This is a genomic window from Bacteroides sp. D22 (assembly GCF_000163675.1).
Classification (GTDB): domain Bacteria; phylum Bacteroidota; class Bacteroidia; order Bacteroidales; family Bacteroidaceae; genus Bacteroides; species Bacteroides xylanisolvens.
In genome coordinates, this window is record NZ_GG774802.1 from 17,062 (window position 1) to 37,243 (window position 20,182).

13 protein-coding genes are annotated in these 20,182 nt (G+C 42.6%); 3 read left to right on the plus strand and 10 right to left on the minus strand.

The window, feature by feature from the left end; all coding sequences use genetic code 11:
• Nucleotides 1–416: 416 nt before the first annotated feature.
• Entirely contained in the window at nt 417–1,532 is a 1,116-nt protein-coding gene (locus tag HMPREF0106_RS16020) for a tetratricopeptide repeat protein (RefSeq protein ID WP_009039586.1), read from the minus strand.
• 255 nt (nt 1,533–1,787) lie between these two features.
• Here HMPREF0106_RS16020 and HMPREF0106_RS16015 point away from each other — a divergent pair, with 255 nt between their 5' ends.
• Nucleotides 1,788–2,408: an HAD family hydrolase gene (locus HMPREF0106_RS16015; protein ID WP_009039587.1), complete on the plus strand. Its 621-nt coding sequence runs from the start codon at nt 1,788–1,790 to the stop codon at nt 2,406–2,408.
• Between the two features lie 37 nt (nt 2,409–2,445).
• Nucleotides 2,446–3,255, plus strand: coding sequence for an SDR family oxidoreductase (locus HMPREF0106_RS16010; RefSeq protein WP_009039588.1), 810 nt, complete (start codon nt 2,446–2,448; stop codon nt 3,253–3,255).
• A 151-nt stretch (nt 3,256–3,406) separates the two neighbouring features.
• On the opposite strand, the gene HMPREF0106_RS16005 is transcribed toward HMPREF0106_RS16010, so the two are convergent.
• Genes HMPREF0106_RS16005 through HMPREF0106_RS15995 form a run of 3 tightly spaced genes read right to left on the minus strand, consistent with a single transcriptional unit; the run spans nt 3,407 to nt 5,401 of the window.
• Nucleotides 3,407–4,135, minus strand: coding sequence for a DUF6064 family protein (locus HMPREF0106_RS16005; RefSeq protein ID WP_004296021.1), 729 nt, complete (start codon nt 4,133–4,135; stop codon nt 3,407–3,409).
• Nucleotides 4,136–4,146: 11 nt separating this feature from the next.
• Nucleotides 4,147–4,632: a threonine/serine exporter family protein gene (locus tag HMPREF0106_RS16000; RefSeq protein WP_004318282.1), complete on the minus strand. Its 486-nt coding sequence runs from the start codon at nt 4,630–4,632 to the stop codon at nt 4,147–4,149.
• Nucleotide 4,633: 1 nt separating this feature from the next.
• Complete coding sequence (locus tag HMPREF0106_RS15995) at nt 4,634–5,401, minus strand: threonine/serine exporter family protein (protein ID WP_008775697.1); 768 nt, start codon at nt 5,399–5,401, stop codon at nt 4,634–4,636.
• A gap of 77 nt (nt 5,402–5,478) precedes the next feature.
• On the opposite strand from HMPREF0106_RS15995, the gene HMPREF0106_RS15990 reads away from it, so the two are divergent.
• Nucleotides 5,479–6,732, plus strand: a complete 1,254-nt coding sequence (locus HMPREF0106_RS15990; protein ID WP_004314328.1) for an MFS transporter — start codon at nt 5,479–5,481, stop codon at nt 6,730–6,732.
• A gap of 118 nt (nt 6,733–6,850) precedes the next feature.
• On the opposite strand, the gene HMPREF0106_RS15985 is transcribed toward HMPREF0106_RS15990, so the two are convergent.
• From HMPREF0106_RS15985 to HMPREF0106_RS15960, 6 genes are all read right to left on the minus strand, one after another.
• Nucleotides 6,851–7,102, minus strand: coding sequence for a hypothetical protein (locus HMPREF0106_RS15985; protein ID WP_004309749.1), 252 nt, complete (start codon nt 7,100–7,102; stop codon nt 6,851–6,853).
• Between the two features lie 82 nt (nt 7,103–7,184).
• Nucleotides 7,185–7,736 (minus strand): RNA polymerase sigma factor, encoded by a 552-nt coding sequence (locus HMPREF0106_RS15980; RefSeq protein WP_004296026.1) that lies wholly within the window; start codon nt 7,734–7,736, stop codon nt 7,185–7,187.
• Between the two features lie 176 nt (nt 7,737–7,912).
• Nucleotides 7,913–11,038 (minus strand): DUF6298 domain-containing protein, encoded by a 3,126-nt coding sequence (locus HMPREF0106_RS15975; protein ID WP_009039589.1) that lies wholly within the window; start codon nt 11,036–11,038, stop codon nt 7,913–7,915.
• Nucleotides 11,039–11,068: 30 nt separating this feature from the next.
• A complete protein-coding gene (locus HMPREF0106_RS15970) occupies nt 11,069–12,751 on the minus strand; it encodes a polysaccharide lyase (protein WP_008640305.1) in 1,683 nt (560 codons plus the stop codon).
• Nucleotides 12,752–12,809: 58 nt separating this feature from the next.
• Nucleotides 12,810–17,240 carry a two-component regulator propeller domain-containing protein gene (locus HMPREF0106_RS15965; protein WP_004309752.1) on the minus strand — a complete coding sequence of 1,477 codons (4,431 nt, stop codon included), beginning with the start codon at nt 17,238–17,240 and terminating at the stop codon, nt 12,810–12,812.
• Nucleotides 17,241–17,375: 135 nt separating this feature from the next.
• Entirely contained in the window at nt 17,376–20,030 is a 2,655-nt protein-coding gene (locus HMPREF0106_RS15960; RefSeq protein ID WP_009039590.1) for a glycoside hydrolase family 2 protein, read from the minus strand.
• Nucleotides 20,031–20,182 lie beyond the last annotated feature (152 nt).

Below are 20,182 nucleotides of genomic sequence, written 5' to 3' on the forward strand. Positions count from 1 at the left end.
TAATAGTTTCCATTTTATGTACTTTTTTGCGGTTCATCCTAGGATCTTCTATTTGTTTACAAAGGTCAATTATGCCAATTTTCATGTTAGTTTATGTTTTATAATATCTTATAAAGATAAGGAAAATAATCGACATATACAATAGATAATACACTAATAGTCAATAATATAAAAATAAAATACAAGTTGTAAGATAGTAAAAAATATAATGCGTCGACCCTGTCATATTACAGAATGACAAATATCACCTTATAAAGTGACATTTGTCACCCTATAGGATGCCCATCGTCCCGTTATAACGGGACAACTACCCGACTGCATAAAAGATTACTAATTTCTGTACTAAAAACCATTAATCTCTGCAACGAAAATCCTTAAATGTAGTAAGGAGATAATGAATCATTACCAGATAATAATTAATTTCTTGCACAAAATGAAAGATCCCCCAATGATTTCACAATATCTTCCAGTGACTCTTTAGAATTTGCCAGCATCAGTTTCTCCGTTTTTATTCTGGAGATTCTCCGGGTCAGCGTCTCTGTAGTCAGTTTCATTAAATCAGCAAAGCAAGCAGGTTGGACTCCCTCCCGCAGAAAAGCACATACCCTTAAATCCTCTTCTGTGAGCTTCGGACCTATTTCTTTCAATTTAGATACAAGTCCATAGACGTTTTCCTGAAGTCGCAGTAACTCTGTCCAGTCTTTCTCGGAGAAAGAAGGGATTTTAGAAGACAAAACATTCCGTTCTTTAAACTGTCGTACTTTTGAGACAACGGGGGAACTTTCATAGATATGTAGTTGAAGAGACTGATACTTCTCTTCGAGATGGTTACATTGCAAAATCAGCTTATCCGATTCAACATCTTTTTTCAGTATTTCTTCTTTGAAAAGATCCAATTGGGAAAGTGCGTGCCGATTTTTCTTCCAGAGTAGCCCAAGTAACAAAGACATCACACCAAACATTCCTAAAGCAGAAGAAAGAATTACTGAAGAATCGCTTTTACCGTCATTCAACATCAACTGACTGGCGTATGCCTTTCTCTCCATTTCCAGTGCTTCATCAAAGTTACCGTATTTCTGATAATAAAGACTACATCGTTTGCAGATTTTTGCCAGATGATCGTATTCCTCTGTTTCTTTGGCAAGTTTGATTGCCTCCTTAAAGTGGATTTCTGCCTCCTCTTTCTGTTCCAGATCACTTTCTACACAGGCAAGATAATAATATGCTTTGGATTTTTGATATTCATTGCCATTCTTCTCATAATAAGATGCCGCCTGCCTGATCTGCTTATCAGAGGAATGAGGAATGTTTTTATCCTCGTTGAGCTGGGTACACAATAAATTATATTCTGCCAGTTGAGCTTCATTCATTTGACTTGTCTGAATAGTCTCAAGAATAATAGATGCCGTATCCGGGTCCTGTGCCATGAGTTGTGCGGCTTTGTCTAACCCTTGCTTCACACTCGTTCCTTCCGGATGACATGCAGCCAATGAAAGGAGCATCATATACAATAAAATTCGAAGGTTATTCATAACTCTATTTTTGTCTTTACAAAGGATTGATTGGATTTGCAAATATAAAAAATAATCGGTATTTATCCTTCCCTAAGTCATACAAAAAGTATAGTGACGCTATCCTCTCCTTATAGCTACGCTATCCGGGTGTGATAGTGACACTATTTGGCAAGGATAGCGTCACTATGTTTTTTTGACAAATATCAAGCCGTTGTGCACTGTTAATTAAGAAGATAAGCCGTATCTTTGTAGCAAACAAAAAAATTATATATCATGATTAAAAACATTGTATTTGATTTTGGAGGGGTGATTGTAGATATTGATCGTGACAAAGCGGTTCAGGCATTTATCAAACTGGGACTGGCAGATGCTGATACCCGGCTGGATAAATATCACCAGACCGGCATCTTTCAAGAACTGGAAGAAGGAAAGCTAAGTGCGGATGAGTTTCGGAAACAACTGGGGGATTTATGTGGCCGTCCATTGACGATGGAGGAAACCAAACAGGCATGGCTGGGCTTTTTCAACGAAGTAAATCTAAATAAGCTCGATTATATATTGGAATTGAGAAAGTCCTATCATGTGTATATTTTAAGTAATACCAATCCTTTTGTTATGTCGTGGGCATGCGGCCCCGATTTCTCATCGAAGAAAAAGCCGTTGAATGATTATTGTGACAAACTATATTTGTCTTATCAAGTCGGTCACACGAAACCTGCACCGGAAATATTCGATTATATGGTGAATGATTGTAATATCATTCCTTCCGAAACTTTATTTGTAGATGACGGTGCTTCGAATATCCAAATCGGTAAAGAACTCGGATTTGAAACGTTCCAACCGAAGAATGGTGCGGATTGGCGGGAAGAAATGACTGCTATCTTGCAGAAATGATAATTGAGCAGTTAGTACCATATCGCAAATAAAAAATATGCAACCACAAGTCATACTTATCACCGGAGCATCTTCCGGATTCGGCAAGATTACCGCTCAAATGTTATCGGAACGAGGACACATCGTTTATGGAACAAGCCGGAAACCTTCCGAAGACATGAATCATGTAAAAATGCTTGTTGTCGATGTAACCAATTTCCTTTCCGTTTGTCAGGCCGTAGAGCGGATTTTATCGGAGGAGGGGCGGATTGACGTATTGATTAATAATGCCGGAATAGGTATTGGTGGCGCATTGGAACTTGCCACTGAAGAAGAAGTGAATATACAAATGAATACAAACTTCTTCGGCGTAGTGAACATGTGTAAAGCTGTTTTGCCTCATATGCGAAAGGCACGAAAAGGAAAGATTATCAATATCAGCTCTATCGGTGGTGTAATGGGAATCCCCTATCAGGGATTTTATTCTGCTTCGAAATTTGCTGTGGAGGGATATAGCGAAGCATTGGCTTTAGAGGTTCATCCGTTCCATATAAAGGTTTGTGTAGTAGAACCGGGAGACTTTAACACCGGATTTACTGATAACCGGAATATCTCCGAACAGACAAGACTGGATGCCGATTACGGAGAAAGTTTTCTGAAATCATTGGACATTATAGAAAAGGAAGAACGTAATGGATGCCATCCGCGGAAGTTGGGTGCTGCCATCTGTAAGATAGTGGAACGTACCAATCCTCCTTTTCGGACGAAAGTAGGTCCTTGGATACAAGTATTGTTTGCGAAGAGTAAAAAATGGTTGCCTGATGCAGTGATGCAATATGCCTTACGGATATTCTACGCAATTAAGTAAACGATACGATATATAAAAGAAACTGTTCTCAAAGTTCCTAAAAGAAAAATCGTCCTTACTACGATAGGTTGTAGTAAGGACGATTTTATAAGATCAAGGCTTTTTTGAACGGCCTCTTTTTTTTGATTTGAATATCTTCTATGTTTCCGAATTAACCTTTCGGAACCAATTCCAAAAACATGGTAGTAGTCAGCAACACGGCCAGTCCGACGCAAACGCTTATCAACAGCCAATTGATATATTTTGCTTTCGGCTTGGTGTCGGCATGCAGATTATTCAGGAAATACTCCCTAAAGAAAAGATACAGGCCGGGGATCGTAGCACTTGCCAATAAGAAATCTTCCGGAATCTGAAAGAAATAAGTTTTGGATAATCCGATCAGTGACCAATGGCAAAGGAACAATACCAAAAACATATTGACCTTTTGCGCAAACAGCAATAACAATCCGATGGTAAACACCACTACCGAACAAGGCATGACCGGAGAAGTCATTTCCGGGAATGAAAGTCCGCGTGCCAATGAAACCAAAGGATATATAAAAGGCATTGCTAACAGCACATAAGACAGTAGATCATATTTGTGGGTACGTTCAAAGGTAGTATATCCCGTAATCGCATCCCATATCCAAATGATAGCCATCACACCCCAAAACATAGCCATTACTCCATTATAACTACGCTCTTCACAGTAGATATAATAGTAGACCAGAGAAATCCACGTATACAGACCTATCATATAGAACTTCATCGCCATTTTCACCCACGGACGTGGCCGGCCGATAAGCAATCCGGTCAATGCAATACCAATCAGAATGATAACTATCTGTAACAGCCAGGTAGCTGAATTATAATATGCAATTGTTCTCCAAAAAATCTCCATAAAAGTTCGTTTTAGTGTCTTGTTAATGAAAAGGCTCTATGTGGGAACAGGAACATCGGGAACGTAGCTCCTACTGCCAACATGAAAATCACTGTGCTTGCTATCAGAGTATTAGAGAAGAACATCGACATAAACTTGTCCAGCTTATCCGGATCATTCACATTTTGCAGACACATGATAAGTGAAAATACCATGTTGTATGCAAACTTTCCCGGAATCATGGGAAGCAACGCTGGAATGTACAATACCGTCATCGGGCAATATACTTTTTTCCCTAACCACAAACTACCGAAGCCGATGACTAATCCGGCAAACAACGAACCTGTAGCAATATCCACGCCTAAATAGGTCATCAAACAAAAACGACAGGCGTGTCCCAATGCTGCCAGTATGGCAATCATCTTGAATGCACGCAAAGGAGGATCGGAAATTGCACCAAATCCTATACCTGCTACTGCTGCAAAAAATCCATCCGTAAGAATGTCAAGTGCTATCATATCAAATTAAACTGTTTTTTACCATTAATAATGTGAAGGAAAGTCCGATAGCGATGCTGACAATCAACAAAGAAGCCTCTGTCAGACGGGCAAATCCTGTTAATACATATCCTTCCACTATATCAATCACGCCATTAATCAAGGGAACCCCAGGCACAAGATAAAGCACGCTGGTCGCCATGGCAATCTCCGAAGTTGTATCGAAAATCAGCGCGGTGGAAGCACACAGGGAAGCAACAAAAGCCGAAACAATAAATACAACATAATGATTGATCTTTTTCGCCTGCATTTGTTGTTTCAGGTAGAATCCTGTAATGGTAGCCGAGAACACGATTCCCATCGAAATTAAATCACCACCAAATAATTTACAGAAAGAGGCATTGGCAAATCCTACTAATAATAATACGAAAAGAGAGTGTATCCGCGGAGCAGAAATAATCTTCTTGTATTTGTCTTTCAATTCTTCCAATGACAAATGATTGTCTACTGCTTCCCAGCTCAATGCGCTTAACTCTGAATTATGTTCAAAACTGATCGGGTGTGCAGGAATGTCTATAACCTCGTTACAAGCCTCGTTTGTTTCTTTGTCTATAATGGTCAGAATGATGTTTCTATGAAATACGCTTAATTTGACATCTAGTCCGAAAGCCTCTCCAATACGCTTTGTGTTGCGTACCACCCGCGAGGTGTGTACTCCGGCCCCCATTAAATGGGCTGAATATTCTGCAATAAATTTACCTATGGATAATAAAGATTCGCCTGTCTTCATGAATATGATATTTTTAAATCGGGCGCAAAAGTACAAAAAAAATAGATACCTTTGCCGCGATTAAAAATAAAAAATGCATGAATAACCAATTTACGCATCCTAAAGAGAGAATACGTTTTGCCATATTGACTTTTTTCTTTGCCCAAGGACTTTGTATGGCAAGTTGGGCTAGCCGAATCCCTGATTTTAAAGACGTTTTTGCCGCAAATTATGCTTTCTACTGGGGACTGATTTTATTTATGATCCCTGTCGGAAAATTTGTCGCGATCCCCTTGGCTGGTTATCTTGTTTCGAAGTTAGGAAGTCGGAGCATGGTACAGGTCAGTATCCTGGGATACGCTTCATCTCTGCTTTGCATCGGGCTGGCTCATGAGGTCTATCTTTTAGGCTTTCTGCTCTTCTGCTTCGGGGTGTGCTGGAATTTGTGTGATATATCATTCAATACACAAGGCATTGAGGTGGAACGTATCTATGGTAAAACCATTATGGCCACTTTTCATGGAGGATGGAGTCTGGGGGCATGTGCAGGAGCACTTATCGGCTTCGTGATGATTTTGGCCGGAGTCTCCCCTATCTGGCATTATACACTGATATTTATAATCATCCTTATAATTGCACTTTCCGGACGGAAATATTTGCAGGAGAGCGCACCGCAGGAAGCGGAAGTTTCTGATACAAAGATGAAGGAAAGAAATACAGCCAAAGCTCCCAATGGCTTTCGCCTGTTATTTCAAAAACCGGAAATGTTGCTTTTGCAGTTAGGACTTGTCGGACTGTTCGCGCTGATTGTAGAAAGCGCAATGTTCGACTGGAGTGCCGTTTATTTCGAATCAGTGGTTCACGTACCTAAGTCATTGCAAATCGGTTTTCTTGTATTTATGATTATGATGGCAACGGGCCGTTTCCTGACTAACTATGCTTATCAGCTTTGGGGAAAGAAGAAAGTCCTGCAACTGGCGGGCAGCTTTATCTGTATCGGCTTTTTTGTTTCTGCCCTGTTAGGAGGAGTTTTCGAATCTATGGCCATGAAAGTAATCATCAATTCTTTAGGTTTCATGCTGGTCGGCTTGGGAATATCCTGCATTGTGCCTACTTTGTACAGCTTCGTGGGAGCCAAATCAAAAACACCGGTCAGTATTGCACTTACCATTCTGTCAAGTATCAGTTTTATAGGTTCGTTGATTGCTCCCCTGCTTATCGGTGCCATCTCGCAGGCGTTCGATATCCGTATCGCTTATATGATTATCGGCATATTGGGCGGATGCATCGTATTAATTGTCAGTTTCAGTAGTGCTTTCGATATTCAGGAATCCGGCGATAAACCTGAATAGAACAAATAAAAAACGCAGCCTTTCACAGTGTTTAAAATTAAACCTCCTGTGAAAGGCCGCGTCAATCTTTTAATGCCTTAACTAACCTAACTACTTTATCTTAACTATACTAACCTATCTACAAAATACCCGAAAAATCTTTTATGCTACTAATAATCCTATCTTTCAATTCGTTATTTTCAACTATTGAGAAGCCACAGTCTACATTTGCCGGAGCCAATAATACAGCTTTAGCTTCTTCTGCATCTGCCATCTCTTCCGGGTGCTCTCTGAAATAAGTTTCCCATTGGGAAGCTGATTGCGGAGTTACCCCCAGCACATAGTTGATAAAATCATCATCCGTCAAAAAATCCATTACCTTTGAGCACATATCGCATCCTTTTTAAGCGTTTACATAAGTAGGACGGCGTTATCCTGTCTATGTACTCAACCCATTTACCTTTTTACTAAAATTAACTTGCCAGACTACGCAACTTTGTCAATCCGCGATGCATCAGGTTGCGTACAGACTGATAATTCATATTCATAATCTCGCAGATATCCTCGTATTTCTTTTCTTCTATATAATATAATGTAAGCGCTTCGCGTTGGCGGGGAGATAATTGATCCAGCAGACGTCTAACCAATGAAAATTCATTCTTGCGTTGCTCTTCTTCCATATAATCATCTTCTACATCTGTAGGAGTGGATATGCTAACTTCTTCTACTGCTGTATCAGACATATACATACGTCTGCGAAGTTCATCACACAACTTATTCTTTAAGGAGATGAATAAATAAGATCTCAAATTATCGATTGTTCCTAATTCATCTTTCTTTGTATAGAGTTTCACGAAGATGTCATGAATACAATCTTTCAGTAACTCTTTATCAATGGTCAACTTCAATCCGTAATTAAAAAGGACGTTGATGTGCAAGTTATACAGCTGTGAAAAAGCTGCCATGTTTCCCGCTTGAAAAGAAGCGAGCAAAGTGTCGGTTGAATGATTAGTCTGTTCCATCATAGCATTAATTCGATTGATTTGATGTTGCAAAACTAAGCAGTATCGACCGCAACTTTGGGTAAAATCTGGTTTGTGGATTGAAAAAACAAGTATCATGTTTTATAACACTCTTTTACTAGAAATTACCAATAAAAAGCAAAAATCCCGCTGAATGGTCTTCAACGGGATTCTTTGCTTTATAACTTATGGAACCAATAAATGCCTTCTTTCTTATCTGGCACCTTTAGATTGTATAAGCCATTTATTTTCAGTGATTTATTTATCGTTTCAATCTTTCCGGAAGCAGGATGAATGTACTTTAATACATACTTTCCGGACGATAATTGAACAGGAATTTCTGTTCCGGACTTGGAATAAATGATACTTCCAATATCAGATTTTACCATTTTCTTGTACTCATCCGTATTTGTTTCTTCCACTTCCATGGCTGCTGCATCCTTCAGGAACGCTTTATCTGTGCACGGAATTACAGGACATGAACCTCCTGCCATGAATACAGCCCATCCCATAGCCGGATAATTCTGTGCGTAGAATGTCACTGCCTTTTGAGGAAATTTCTGACGATACTCATTGACAGCTTTATATGCTTCTGTGAAAGTCACCTTTCCCACTTTCATCTTACGCATGTGCTGACGTGGCGCCATATTCTTTCCACCTTCCGGCGCAAAGATTCCGTCCGTCTTATAATGCCAATACCGGATATCAATAATATCTACTACGGCAGCGCGTTTAGGATCTGCAAGGATTGCATCCTGTACGTCTTTCGTTGTACTCAATGCCACTTTCGCTTTCTTCCCGGTTTCAGTTTCCCATTCAGCTATCACGTCCAACCAAAATTGTACGAAGTGCAACGGGCCTGTAAATTCGGCGCTTGTCAACTGAATAACATTCGAATTGTCTGCGAAGTTATTCAGGCATTGGCGGATATATTGTCTGTGCAGTTCACGACGGACAGGATGAGTAATGTCATAGAACATATCCGCCACAAAGATTCGTTTGTCTCCGGCAAATGGAGCCGGTTCAGGAAATCCGGTCTGATTGATGTTATTGCTGCTTCTCCATGGAGAATCTACCCAATGAGCACCGGCTTCCAATATATTGTGCTGGAAATAGTTTTCATGGAACAACAGCAGTCCGTCCTTATTTCCTTTTTCTGCAAATTCTTTTAAGCGGCTCCAGTACCATGCATTAGGGCGTTTCAAATCATATTTGCTCAATCCTTCCCATGCTGTTCCCTGACCGCTACGACCGAATGGCTGTTCATAGAAAGGTCCCCATACATCACCATCCCGACGGCGAACCCGTTCGTGGTCATCCCGGCGACGATCGTACCAAAGACCGTAATTCTGATCGAAAACAAGAATGTTTTTCTGTTTCATAAAGTCGACTACAGAATCAATGCGGTCGGTTAATCCCAATCCCTCGCGTCCCGGCACAAAGCGGGTGATGGCCGGACTTGCCTTTTTCAGATAATTGGTTTTGAGCTTTCCGTTCCACCAAGGGGTGGTATGACTACCTCCAACCAATAGAGCTCCGTCCATCTGAATACGTCCATTGGTTACAGTTACTTCCGGTTGGGTTAATAATTTAGCAGCAGCAGAATAAGAAGAAGAATTTGCAAGTGCAGCGCTCTTTTTCTCTTTAATATCATCGATTGATTTTACTCCGGCTGATGCCACCGAAGGAGCAAACTTGTTATCGCCGATCCAATGTTCCAACGTCAACCGTGGTTTATATGCTTCTTTAGCGAGTTCCATAGCTACTTCCACTGTGGGACTACTGGTTGCACTTGTATTTCTGGGCAGAATACGTGCACGTTCTGCACATTCTTTGTTCAACCGTTCTCCCAATTGAGCATAAAAAATACTGCGAGGTTGTACATGATTGTTGGATTGTGCCCATTCACCGTCACCGGAGAATTGTGCCCAACAACCGTATGCACGGTTCATCGCATCTTTTGCCGGGGCATAACATTCGATTTCCGCTGCGGTACATTGCCAAAACAAGTTGTTTGCCGTATTCCAACCGGCTCCGTTTTTATCTTGTCCCAAATTCTTGGAAGTCAGGTTATGACCGTCGATATTTACTACGTCAAACAGCAGTCCGCACGCCCAGGCATCAATAGAACCGCTGAATCCCAAAGATTCATACGAATCACATTGTACAAAAGCATTGGGACCGGCTGCACAATATCCGGCAGCAAAGTCATGAATACCCTGTTCCGAATAGCAGCGTTGAAATAAAGTTTGTTGTCCCAGCGTATGGAAAGTGCAACGACGCATCCCTCCGATTTCTGAAACGGGTTCTTTCGAGATACAGTCTTCAACGGTAATTTTGGAACCTGTACGCTGAACAATTACAGCACTTCCTGCAAAATGCTTGAAATTAACCAGTCTCACCCAACAGTTTTCCGCATCTTCAATGGAAATACCTGTCCAGCAATGATCCTCGTCTTTAGAATAACGCTTGTCGTAATCAGAAATCAGTGTCATATTTTCTACGCCACAATCATGAATACGTCCGTTCCATTGATAAGTCAACAGGGAAGAAGTTCCATAGTTAGCATCCAAAGCTACGGTCAGCGGAGCATCCAGTGTTACCTGGTTGCCGTTTACTTCACTGACTGTTCTGTCCCAAGTCAGATCCATGTCACCTTCTTTCCATCCCAAAGCGCTGATACCTCCTCCAAAGATATCACAACCCAAAGAGGCAATCCATTCTTTGCCGGAAGGACGGGTAACCATGACACGATCTCCTTTTTTCAGAGAAACACCCGAAGCGACTTCCAATGTTCTCGCGTTTACCGGAACATAGTGGGAAAGCACCTTCAATGTGTCTTGCACATTCAGGTCGTCCACTCCTTCCATGTAGATAAGCGCACCTCTGTCTACACCCTTTTTCAGCAGTATTGTTTTTTCTTTATCCGTACCCCGCAATACAATTCCGGATGCGGAGATACGAATACTGCCGGACAGGGAAAATTCTCCCTGATCGAGTAATACGGCTCCCCGAAAACCGGAAGCGTCAGGAGTCAGCGAAGCTACATAATCAATGGCACGTTGAATACGTGCAGTATTATCTCCGGCTTTCCAGGGTACAAACACCACATTACGAACAGAAGGAATATCCTGTTCGGAGGATTTATATCCGCATGTAGAGAAATCGAGAATCCGGTTTCCCCGATCATCATTCAGGTAAGTGATCTGGTCATTCTTAACCTGTAAAGCAAAGGTTTGCGCATAACTTTGCACAAACCCAATGCTCAATAATCCTAAAAGGATCGTTCTTACTTGTATATTCATTACAATAAACTTTAATCTCTTTTCATCCGGTTACAACAGACTTTTCCGTTTAGACAATGTATCGTAATTGTTCTTCAAGTCTGTCCAGTCTACCTTCTTCTTGGTGTCTATGCCATTGATGTATTTTTCAATATTGGTATATCCGTCACCGTTGCAGTCCATGTTTGCGTCAGCCGGGTCGTTCGGATTCAATCCGTTGGCAATTTCCCAAGCATCCGGCATACCGTCGCCGTCCGAGTCTACTGCTGCTTCACCTTTATATTCGGGCAGTCCGCCTACCTGACGAATATCTGTGATGATACCTTGTTTGTAAGAATCAGCCGGTAACCGTCTCTTCACGTAAGGAGAGACAAACTCCGGTGCATCTTTCGCATAAATGGCCTTTCCTGTTTGTACGGTCTTAATGACACGTGCATCTACTGCGTCACGTTTCGGAAAATTAGCTCCTACATTATCTAATACAAAGGTATAAGCTTTTTTGGTATCCATTACAGTTACCGGTGGCATTTTGAAAGCCTCGTCCGATTTAATTAGCGGCAGAAACTTTGCGACGTCCACCTCTTCTTTCAGTTGTACGCCTCCGTCCCAGTTATCTTTTGTAACTTTGGCATTGCCATGGATAATATTTCCGTTTACGTATGCTTTTCCGAATGAAAGCGGTCTGTTTTTGTCACGTCCTGCTTCCGGTTTGAGAATACGATAAGAAATCGGTTTACCTATCGGAGTGATCGGACCGGGTTTGAAATAGTTGTTTATCATATTGTAGAAACTGTTGTGATCGCCTCCGTCTACGGAACGGTTCCACCAGTTGAAAACAACATTATTGACGAAGTTAAAGTCGCCGTCCATACCTACCGAACTGTTCCGGCTGATGTTGGAAGCAAAGAGATTACGGCAGAACATACTGTTATGCCCACCGATGGTTGCACCGAAAGCATGATTGTAGGTATCCAATGCTTCAGAGAAAATAGAATTCTGGATGGTAATGTTTACTGTCGGAAGTTTCAGCCCGTGTCCGTCTGCCCCTCTGTTGTATACATGACGGTAGATAGACATGTTTTCATCCAATCCCCAACTGGCGGAGCAATGGTCAATCATAATATTCCCAACCGCATTCCCTCCTACTGCATCATCACGGAAAGCTACGTCCTGCGCACCGCGACGGAAGCGCATGTGGCGAATCACAACATCGTGTGTATCGATCAGGAAAGATTGTCCGGTGACGCAGATACCATCTCCGGGAGCTGTTTGTCCGGCAATCGTTACATAAGGGGCACGTACGCTAATCGGGCTTTTCAAACGAATCACTCCCGCTACATTGAATACAATAATACGTGCACCTCCCGTTTCGCAGGCTTCGCGTAATGTTCCGGGGCCGGAATCTTCCAGCGAAGTGACTACGATCACTTTACCTCCACGACCACCGGGAGTATACATACCTCCGCCTTCCGCGCCGGGGAAAGCCGGGATATTACTTTTTATCAAATCTTCGGGTTTGGAGGCCCAAGGCTTATAGGGACGACCTTTCTTTGCTTCTTCTAACACTGTCGGCAAAGCTTTTTCCCATGCCGCATCCGATTTCCGTTCAAACTCCGCTTCTTGTTTTGCTCCTCTTGCTTTTACCGAGTCCGGAATTACAGGATACTGGGCTGCCACAGGTAGTACACAGGCAACCAGCATCCACGCTGATAATACTTTCTTAATGTTGTTCATTCTTTCGAATCTTAATTAGGTTTCTAAAAGGACGATTAAGAAAGCATTTTGTAATCGGTTATCTCTCTCCTTTCCGCCATTCATTCATATATTCGCGAGGGGACTGATTATATTTTTTCCGGAAACACTTACTATAATATCCCGAATCCTTGAATCCGACAGCAAAAGCAATTTCGGAAACACTTAAATCCGTATTTTTAATCAGCTCGATAGATTTATTCAAACGAATCTCTTTTACCAAGTCAACGGGTGCCAGGCCGGTAAGACTCTTCAGTTTCTTGAAGAATGCCGAACGGCTCAATCCGATACCGGATGCTATGGTGTCAATGTTAAAGTCACTGTCGTCCATATTTTCTTCAATGACCTGATGTATCTTTTCGAGGAACTGTACGTCTTTCTTTACCAAAAATTGTTCGTAGCTGTCTTCTTCGGTCGTTGTCTGGTTTTCCATTTGCTGACGGATTCGTTCACGAAACAGTTTCCGTTCGGCAAGCAACTGGTCGATACGTGCCAACAGATATTCCTTACTGAAAGGTTTGGTAATGTAGGCGTTCGCCCCTAAAGTAATCGCTTTGGTCTTGGCGCCTTCATCATTCTTCGCTGTCAGGATAATGACAGGGATATGACTGATTTGGAAATCTTTGCGGATGGATTGCAACATTTCAAGCCCATCCATTTCGGGCATCATCTGATCGGTCACTACAATATCCGGATGATACAGATGTACTTTCTTCAAACCTTCCACTCCGTTATTGGCAATATGGATATTGAACTTGTCTTCCAGCTGAAGCTTTATCAACTGGCAAAGGTCTTTGTTATCTTCCACCAACAGAAGGGTCGGTAATGAAGCGTCGATTTCCGGTTCTTCTTCCGTACCGTCTTCGGATATGGCATTTGCAACAGGATCTTGTTCTACCGAAACAGGGGCTGTCTCTGTATCTCCCACATAGAAGTCTACTTCCGACGGGCGGTAATGTTCCTTATCCATCAGAAGTTCCACAATAAACACCGCCCCTTGTCCTTCGGGACTTTCGGCACGAATCTGTCCATGATGCAGATTGACGATCTCTTTTGAAAGTGCCAATCCGATACCTGTGCCCTGATAATAGGAGTTTTTCGCGTTCTCTCCTTGTGAGAAGCGTTCGAAAATCTCGGTCAGTTTATTTTGTGGAATACCTACTCCGTTATCTTCCACCCGTACATAACAACGTTTACCGTCGTCTGTCAATCCGGTAGTTATATAAATACTTCCTCCGGAATGAGTGAATTTGAACGCGTTGGATATGATGTTGCGGATAACAATGCTCATTTTTTCCTTGTCCGCCCATACCATAATCGGTTCATCCGGCAACTGGAAAGTAAAACTGATTTCGTTTTCTTCGGAAAGTACCCGGAATTCTTTCTGGAAAGAAGCTATCATCTCATTAAAATCAATTAATGACACATGCAAACGCATCTTGCCGTTCTGAATCTTCCGGAAATCAAGGATCTGATTCACTAATTGCAGCATTTGATTGGTATTCTTCTCCATCAGATCCACATATTGCAATCCTTTCGGAGAGAGTTTTTCGCGTTCTCTTAGTTCCTGTATCGGACCTTTTATCAATGTCAAAGGAGTGCGCAATTCATGGGAGATATTGGTAAAGAACTTGATTTTCATCTCTGATACCTTCTGCTCAATATAAATATCATTCTTCATTTTGAGCATGAAGAAAGCCAGGCGCAGGCTGAAATAGAGAGCTGCCAAACCTAGAATTACATAAATAAGGGTTGCCCACCAGCTCAACCACCACGGCGGAAGGATAGTAATAGCCAATGTACAGTTGGAAACCAGCTCCGGATTGGCTTCATCTACGGTTTCTACACGGAATGTATAGTCTCCGGGAGGTACGTTGGTATAAGAAGCGATACGGTTCTTTCCGTTATAATGCCATTCTTTTTCATATCCTTCGAGTATATATCGGTAAGATACCCGGTTCTGATTATAGAAATTCAATGCGGCAAATTCAATCGTGAACATGGATTGATTGTAGTTCAGTTCGATTGCTTTGGCGTATGTGATGGATTCTTTCAGGATCGGACATTCGCGGAAACTACGCAGATCGCGGTTGGAAACTTTAAAGTCAACAATACGTGTATCGTAGTTCGTATGCAATGTTTCCAGTTTGTCGGGAGAGAATGTCAGGATTCCCTGCCGGGTACCAATCCACAAATCTCCATTCAAGGTACGGAGGGCACTACCCTCTTCCAACTCCACATTCAGGAAACCGTCGTATTTGTCGTAGTTACGAAACTGTTCGGTAGCTTTATTGAAGCAAGACAAGCCAATTTCCGTTGTAAACCACAAGTTACCGTTTTTATCTTCTACGATGGATTTGACTACATCGTTATTCATTCCTTCGCGTATGCCGTATGATTTGAAGATCGGTTCACGCTTTTCTTTATCATAGCGGACTAATTTATTCAAACCGCCTCCGAATACACTTACCCAGATTTGCGAATCAGTATCTTTGTAGAGTACATAAATATCGTTATCCGCTACGTTTGAATTTTCGCTGACCTGGCGGTACGTTTCAAACTGGATTTGTTCGGGGGTAGTGAAATGTCCGTCGAAAGACATCAGGCCATCCATTGTTCCTACCCAAATACGTCCGTCTTCATCTTCCGTCATGGTACGTACCTCCATATAAAGACCGTATGCAGGATATTGTTTCAGGCCATTGTATTTATGTATAAAGGTAATTGCTCCGTTCTCTTCGGAAATTAGATTCAGACCTCCTCCCAGTAATCCTACCCAAATGCGCCCCTGGCTGTCCTGATAGGTAAAGTACACATCGTTGTTACTGATAGAATTCGGATTCTTGGGGTCATTGATATAACGGGTAAAACGCAACCCGTGCGGTGAATTCATGTCCGGTTCGGCTTTGACAAGCCCGTTTCCCTTGGTGGAAAACCAAAGATTACCGTCTTTGTCTTCCATAATATGATATACGGCTCCTAACAGATAGTTCTTATCCGAGAAGATTTGTTTCACTTGTCCGTTACGATCCAGGCGATACAGAGCTTGCCAGCGGGTTCCTACCCAAATATCCCCATTTTGCGCCTGGAAGAGAGCACGTATTCCCTGGTTCCAGGAAGTCGATCTTTCGGGCACTACCGGAGATGGAGAAACTTCTGTCAGCAGTTGGAATTGCTTCTTGGGGAAATTAAGCCGGTATACTCCGCTGCTTGTAGATGCCAGCCAAAGGATGCCATCTTTATCCAGCAGAAGATGGAAGAAAAGCTGATTGGGAAGATCGTCGGAGAAAGGCTTCAATTGGTTGATACGGGTCATTTCCAGTTTCTCCCTGTCGAATAGAAGAATTTCTCCTCCCGGAGTCATAAAGAACATGCCCTGTTCGCCGGCATCCTGCATTTCAAAATTGCCGATTGCGTTCTGATTGGGGAATGTAAAGCGGTGATGGCTCCTGTTCAGGGGATCATAATAGGTCAATGCCTGGTTACCCTCCTGAAACCATACCTTATCATATTTATCATAGAATATAATTCCATTGTCCTTTTCGGGGATGGTAAAGGGGAGCTTGGTCAACTGTTTGTAGCCGATATTGTACTCGTATGCTCCTTCGTTGGTGGTAATGTACATCAAACCGGATTCCGTTACCAGCAAATTAGAAACCGGCTGTTTGATTTCCGGTATCTCGTAACGGTTGACCACTCCGTTTTGCGGATCAATGCTATAAATGTGGCCTTTCTTGTCTCCCAACCATAAGAATTTAGAATTATAAGAGGCACAAGTAAACTGATCCGGGTTAGCAGATACTTTTTTCTGTATAAAGTCGGCAGGTTTGTCTTTCAGCGCTTCCCCTTTCCGTAGGGACAGAATCTGATAATCCATACCGATCCAATTGATAAACTCGGCTGTTTCGCAGAATATGTTGTGTTTCAGACGCATGTCGTACACGTTCACGTTAGGACGCGAATCATGCAATTGTTTCATCGTTATTTTACCTTCCTTGTCGGTGTACGCACGCAAAAGGCTTTTATCTTTTGTCAGCAACAATACGTCGCCGTCTTCGGTCGTCTGAATCTTGATAATCTGAATGTTTTCGGAATATTCTTTCACATCGTCGTAGACGGCATGAAAGCTCTCATGCCGTTTATCGAACAGATAGAGTTTACGGTCGATAGTTTTAATCCACAGAAAACCATTCTTATCTTCTACGATACGCTGAATTTTACGCGGCGGAATATCTGTGGAATAAAAGCCGTCATGATTATCGTAGGAACGGAATTTACTTCCGTCAAAGCTGCATAGTCCATACCAGGTACCAAACCAGATAAATCCGTCTTGTCCTTTTAATGTACAGTTTACGATATTATTAGGCAAACCACGTTCAGCCGTGTAGTGTTCTACAATCATATTTGGATAGGCAAAAGCATACATGCCTATCATGGATAGTAATAGTATTAGAATATTCCGTTTTCTCATTGATGGCTATAATTGGAATTAAACGTACTCAAAGATAGTCTTTTTTTTGAATAGTGCTTTAGTAACATATAAAAAACAAGTTGGCAGGTCACCCCGCTAATCACTAATCACTAACCTGCTAATCACTTTATCGTACTATTTTTCAGTTCCAAATTCAGTCTGTTGACGTTCTACTTCATCCAACACTCGTTGGCGTTCTTCTTCTGTCAGTTGCACTTTTCCTTCAGATGATTCTTTGCTCGGGTTTACATTGAGAGTGGACGGTGTTGTCCTTTGTATTTCATAAGTCTGTTCCTCATAGCAGAAAGGGAATTCTGCAGGAACGCTTTCCAGTTCAATTTCAGTAGCTGTCGGAGCTTGAGTGCCCTCAAACTGTACGCGGGCTTTCACCTTTATTTTTCCGGCTTTCCGGGTAGAACGAATCAATACCGGAGCAGAGCCGAACTCCACCGCACGGGGATTAGCGCCAATAGTAGCATCTCCGATGATTTCTCCTTCACCTTCTACCGTGAAAACGATATTCTCTTTTGCCAGACGGCGCACATTTCCACTATCATCGGTTACTTCAGCAACTACGACGATAAAGTCGGAGCCATCAGCTATCAGGTTCACTTTTTGAGTATCTACATAAAGACGTAGTTTGGTGGAACGTCGGGAAGGCATTTTCTTTTGAGTGCATACCACTTTTCCGTTGATGATTCCTTCGGCAACCATGTTCACTTTTTGCCAGTTTTTTTGAGTATAGCTATATCCGCGTGCTTCCCAAAAGTCCCAGACATTCTCGAATATAACGGGAGCATTCGGCATGTGCCCTTTGGCATGAACCACCGGTTTCGTCCAGGTTTTCGTTCCATCATAAATAGAAAGACGGACTGAATCACAGTTTGTGAATACAACTACGTCCTTATCGGAGAACTGTGACATTTCATGAGCAATGAATATCATCGGGCCACATTCTGCCAATGGGTGTTGAAGGCTGGCCGGCGACTGGCTGCGAAATACTTCATACGCATATTTCTTCTGACGGAAAGCATCATAAATACCACCCCAATAAGGATCCGGATGGTAACCACGCTGATGATCGAACGGATGCCATTGAGCGCCACCGATAAACAAACCGGTCGTGCGGTACATCTCGTCATAGCTCTTTGCCAAGGACATAGCCTGTACCAGTAACGGGCGTTCTCCCCAACTGCGGCTGGCACGGTTATTATTGTTGTGAGCATACCAGTCGTCTACATTCTCCCCGAATTCACGGGTAAAGATACATTGCTCCGGCTTGTCTTCCTTTTCATCATCACCCGGCCAGCCATAAACAACGTCATAATGCTCTTTCACTCCGGCCGAATGGACATCGGCAGCAGCTACCGGACGTCCCGGATAGGGATATTCTTCTTTGGTAATCTCAAGAGCTTTCAAGGCAAAATCGAGCGGATAGCGGGTTTCATTCAAGATGGGTTCCCACATCAATACGGAAGGGTGATTACGGTCACGACGAATCATTTCGCGGGTATTCTGATGAACCAACTCTCCGAATTTCGGGTCTTTGTTCCAGTACTGCCATCCCGGAGTAGCGACAATCACGAACAGACCGAGCTCGTCACAGGCATCCATAAAGGCAGGGTCTTGGGGATAGTGGGCTACACGAATAATGGTGCATCCGGCATCACGCAGACGTTTGGCGTCACGCCATTGCTGTGAGTTCGGCAAAGCATTGCCTACGTATGCAAAATCCTGATGGCGATTGGCTCCTACCAGTTGTCCGAAAGGTTTGCCATTCAGCCAGAATCCGTCTTTACCACGGAATTCTGCCAGACGAATACCGACACGGGTAATGCCTCCGTCAATGGATTTATTTCCTTTTTTAATACGTGATTGTACCCTATATAAATAAGGTGTATCCGGTGACCAAAGAGTAGGATTCTTTACTTCCATCTGTTGACGGATGGATTTTTTCTCTCCCGGCTTTAAAGAAAGTTTTCCTGAACTGCGTTTGATTACTTTTCCATCCGCGTCTGTCAAAGTCGTTTCTACAGTGACTGACTCGGAACGGGCGTCGTCATTCTGAACTTCGGTGTTTACATATACCTGCGCACTCTTTTTACTGATCTTATCAAAATGAACGAATACACCTCCACCGCCAACGATTTGTGAATCAATAGCGTCAGTAATAGCTACCGGAGATTTGGCAATCATCCATACATCACGGTAAATGCCACCATGATAAGCAAAGTCTAATGTATATTGACGTTTTCCGGGAGGATAGGATTTGTCATCACTGTTGTCCGTGAAAACAGCGAGCAGACAGGAGTCTCCGGCTTGTACGCTATTGGCGGTCAAGTCTAAAGTAAAAGGCAGATAACCTCCCAGATGTTCCTGAATGCGTTTACCATTCAGATAAAGAATCTGTTTGCCCATAGCTGCTTCAAAATGAAGTACTACCCGTTTCCCTTTTGTTTCGGCGGGGAGGACAAAGTGTTTACGGTACCAGGCCGGTCCCTGATAATTGCGGCATCCGCTTCCTTCGGCCGGCATCAACTCTACGGTATGAGGGGTGGAAACGACATTCCAGGAACGGTCATCAAAGTTTACCGCTTCTGCTCCCCGGACATCGCCTCTGAAAAAGCGCCATCCCGGATTGAAATTATAGACTTGTCGCCCGCTACCGGGAAGCTGGATGAATCCGGCAACCGATGTCTCGGGACGGTAAGTTTCTGTAGCCTGCCCTTTTTCTATCAAGGAAAATAGCAACAGAAAAGCTGATAAGATGATAAATGGTCTTTTATTCATAATTCTTTATTTATATATTTCATTCGTTAAATGGGAATTTAGCGGTTAAATGGGACTTTTGCAGTTAGGCTGAAAGCCTTACAATTATATATTTATTGGGGTGCCCTGAAAGGGCTTAATTATATAGCGTAGGGCAACGCCCTACGAAAAAG

Bases quoted from the DNA above. Each gene is read 5' to 3' on its own strand.
- HMPREF0106_RS16000 (WP_004318282.1), bottom strand. From the start codon at position 4,632: ATGATAGCACTTGACATTCTTACGGATGGATTTTTTGCAGCAGTAGCA.
- HMPREF0106_RS15985 (WP_004309749.1), bottom strand. From the start codon at position 7,102: ATGTGCTCAAAGGTAATGGATTTTTTGACGGATGATGATTTTATCAAC.
- HMPREF0106_RS15975 (WP_009039589.1), bottom strand. From the start codon at position 11,038: ATGAATATACAAGTAAGAACGATCCTTTTAGGATTATTGAGCATTGGG.
- HMPREF0106_RS16010 (WP_009039588.1), top strand. From the start codon at position 2,446: ATGCAACCACAAGTCATACTTATCACCGGAGCATCTTCCGGATTCGGC.
- HMPREF0106_RS15965 (WP_004309752.1), bottom strand. From the start codon at position 17,240: ATGAGAAAACGGAATATTCTAATACTATTACTATCCATGATAGGCATG.
- HMPREF0106_RS15970 (WP_008640305.1), bottom strand. From the start codon at position 12,751: ATGAACAACATTAAGAAAGTATTATCAGCGTGGATGCTGGTTGCCTGT.
- HMPREF0106_RS16005 (WP_004296021.1), bottom strand. From the start codon at position 4,135: ATGGAGATTTTTTGGAGAACAATTGCATATTATAATTCAGCTACCTGG.
- HMPREF0106_RS16015 (WP_009039587.1), top strand. From the start codon at position 1,788: ATGATTAAAAACATTGTATTTGATTTTGGAGGGGTGATTGTAGATATT.
- HMPREF0106_RS15980 (WP_004296026.1), bottom strand. From the start codon at position 7,736: ATGATGGAACAGACTAATCATTCAACCGACACTTTGCTCGCTTCTTTT.
- HMPREF0106_RS15990 (WP_004314328.1), top strand. From the start codon at position 5,479: ATGAATAACCAATTTACGCATCCTAAAGAGAGAATACGTTTTGCCATA.
- HMPREF0106_RS16020 (WP_009039586.1), bottom strand. From the start codon at position 1,532: ATGAATAACCTTCGAATTTTATTGTATATGATGCTCCTTTCATTGGCT.
- HMPREF0106_RS15995 (WP_008775697.1), bottom strand. From the start codon at position 5,401: ATGAAGACAGGCGAATCTTTATTATCCATAGGTAAATTTATTGCAGAA.
- HMPREF0106_RS15960 (WP_009039590.1), bottom strand. From the start codon at position 20,030: ATGAATAAAAGACCATTTATCATCTTATCAGCTTTTCTGTTGCTATTT.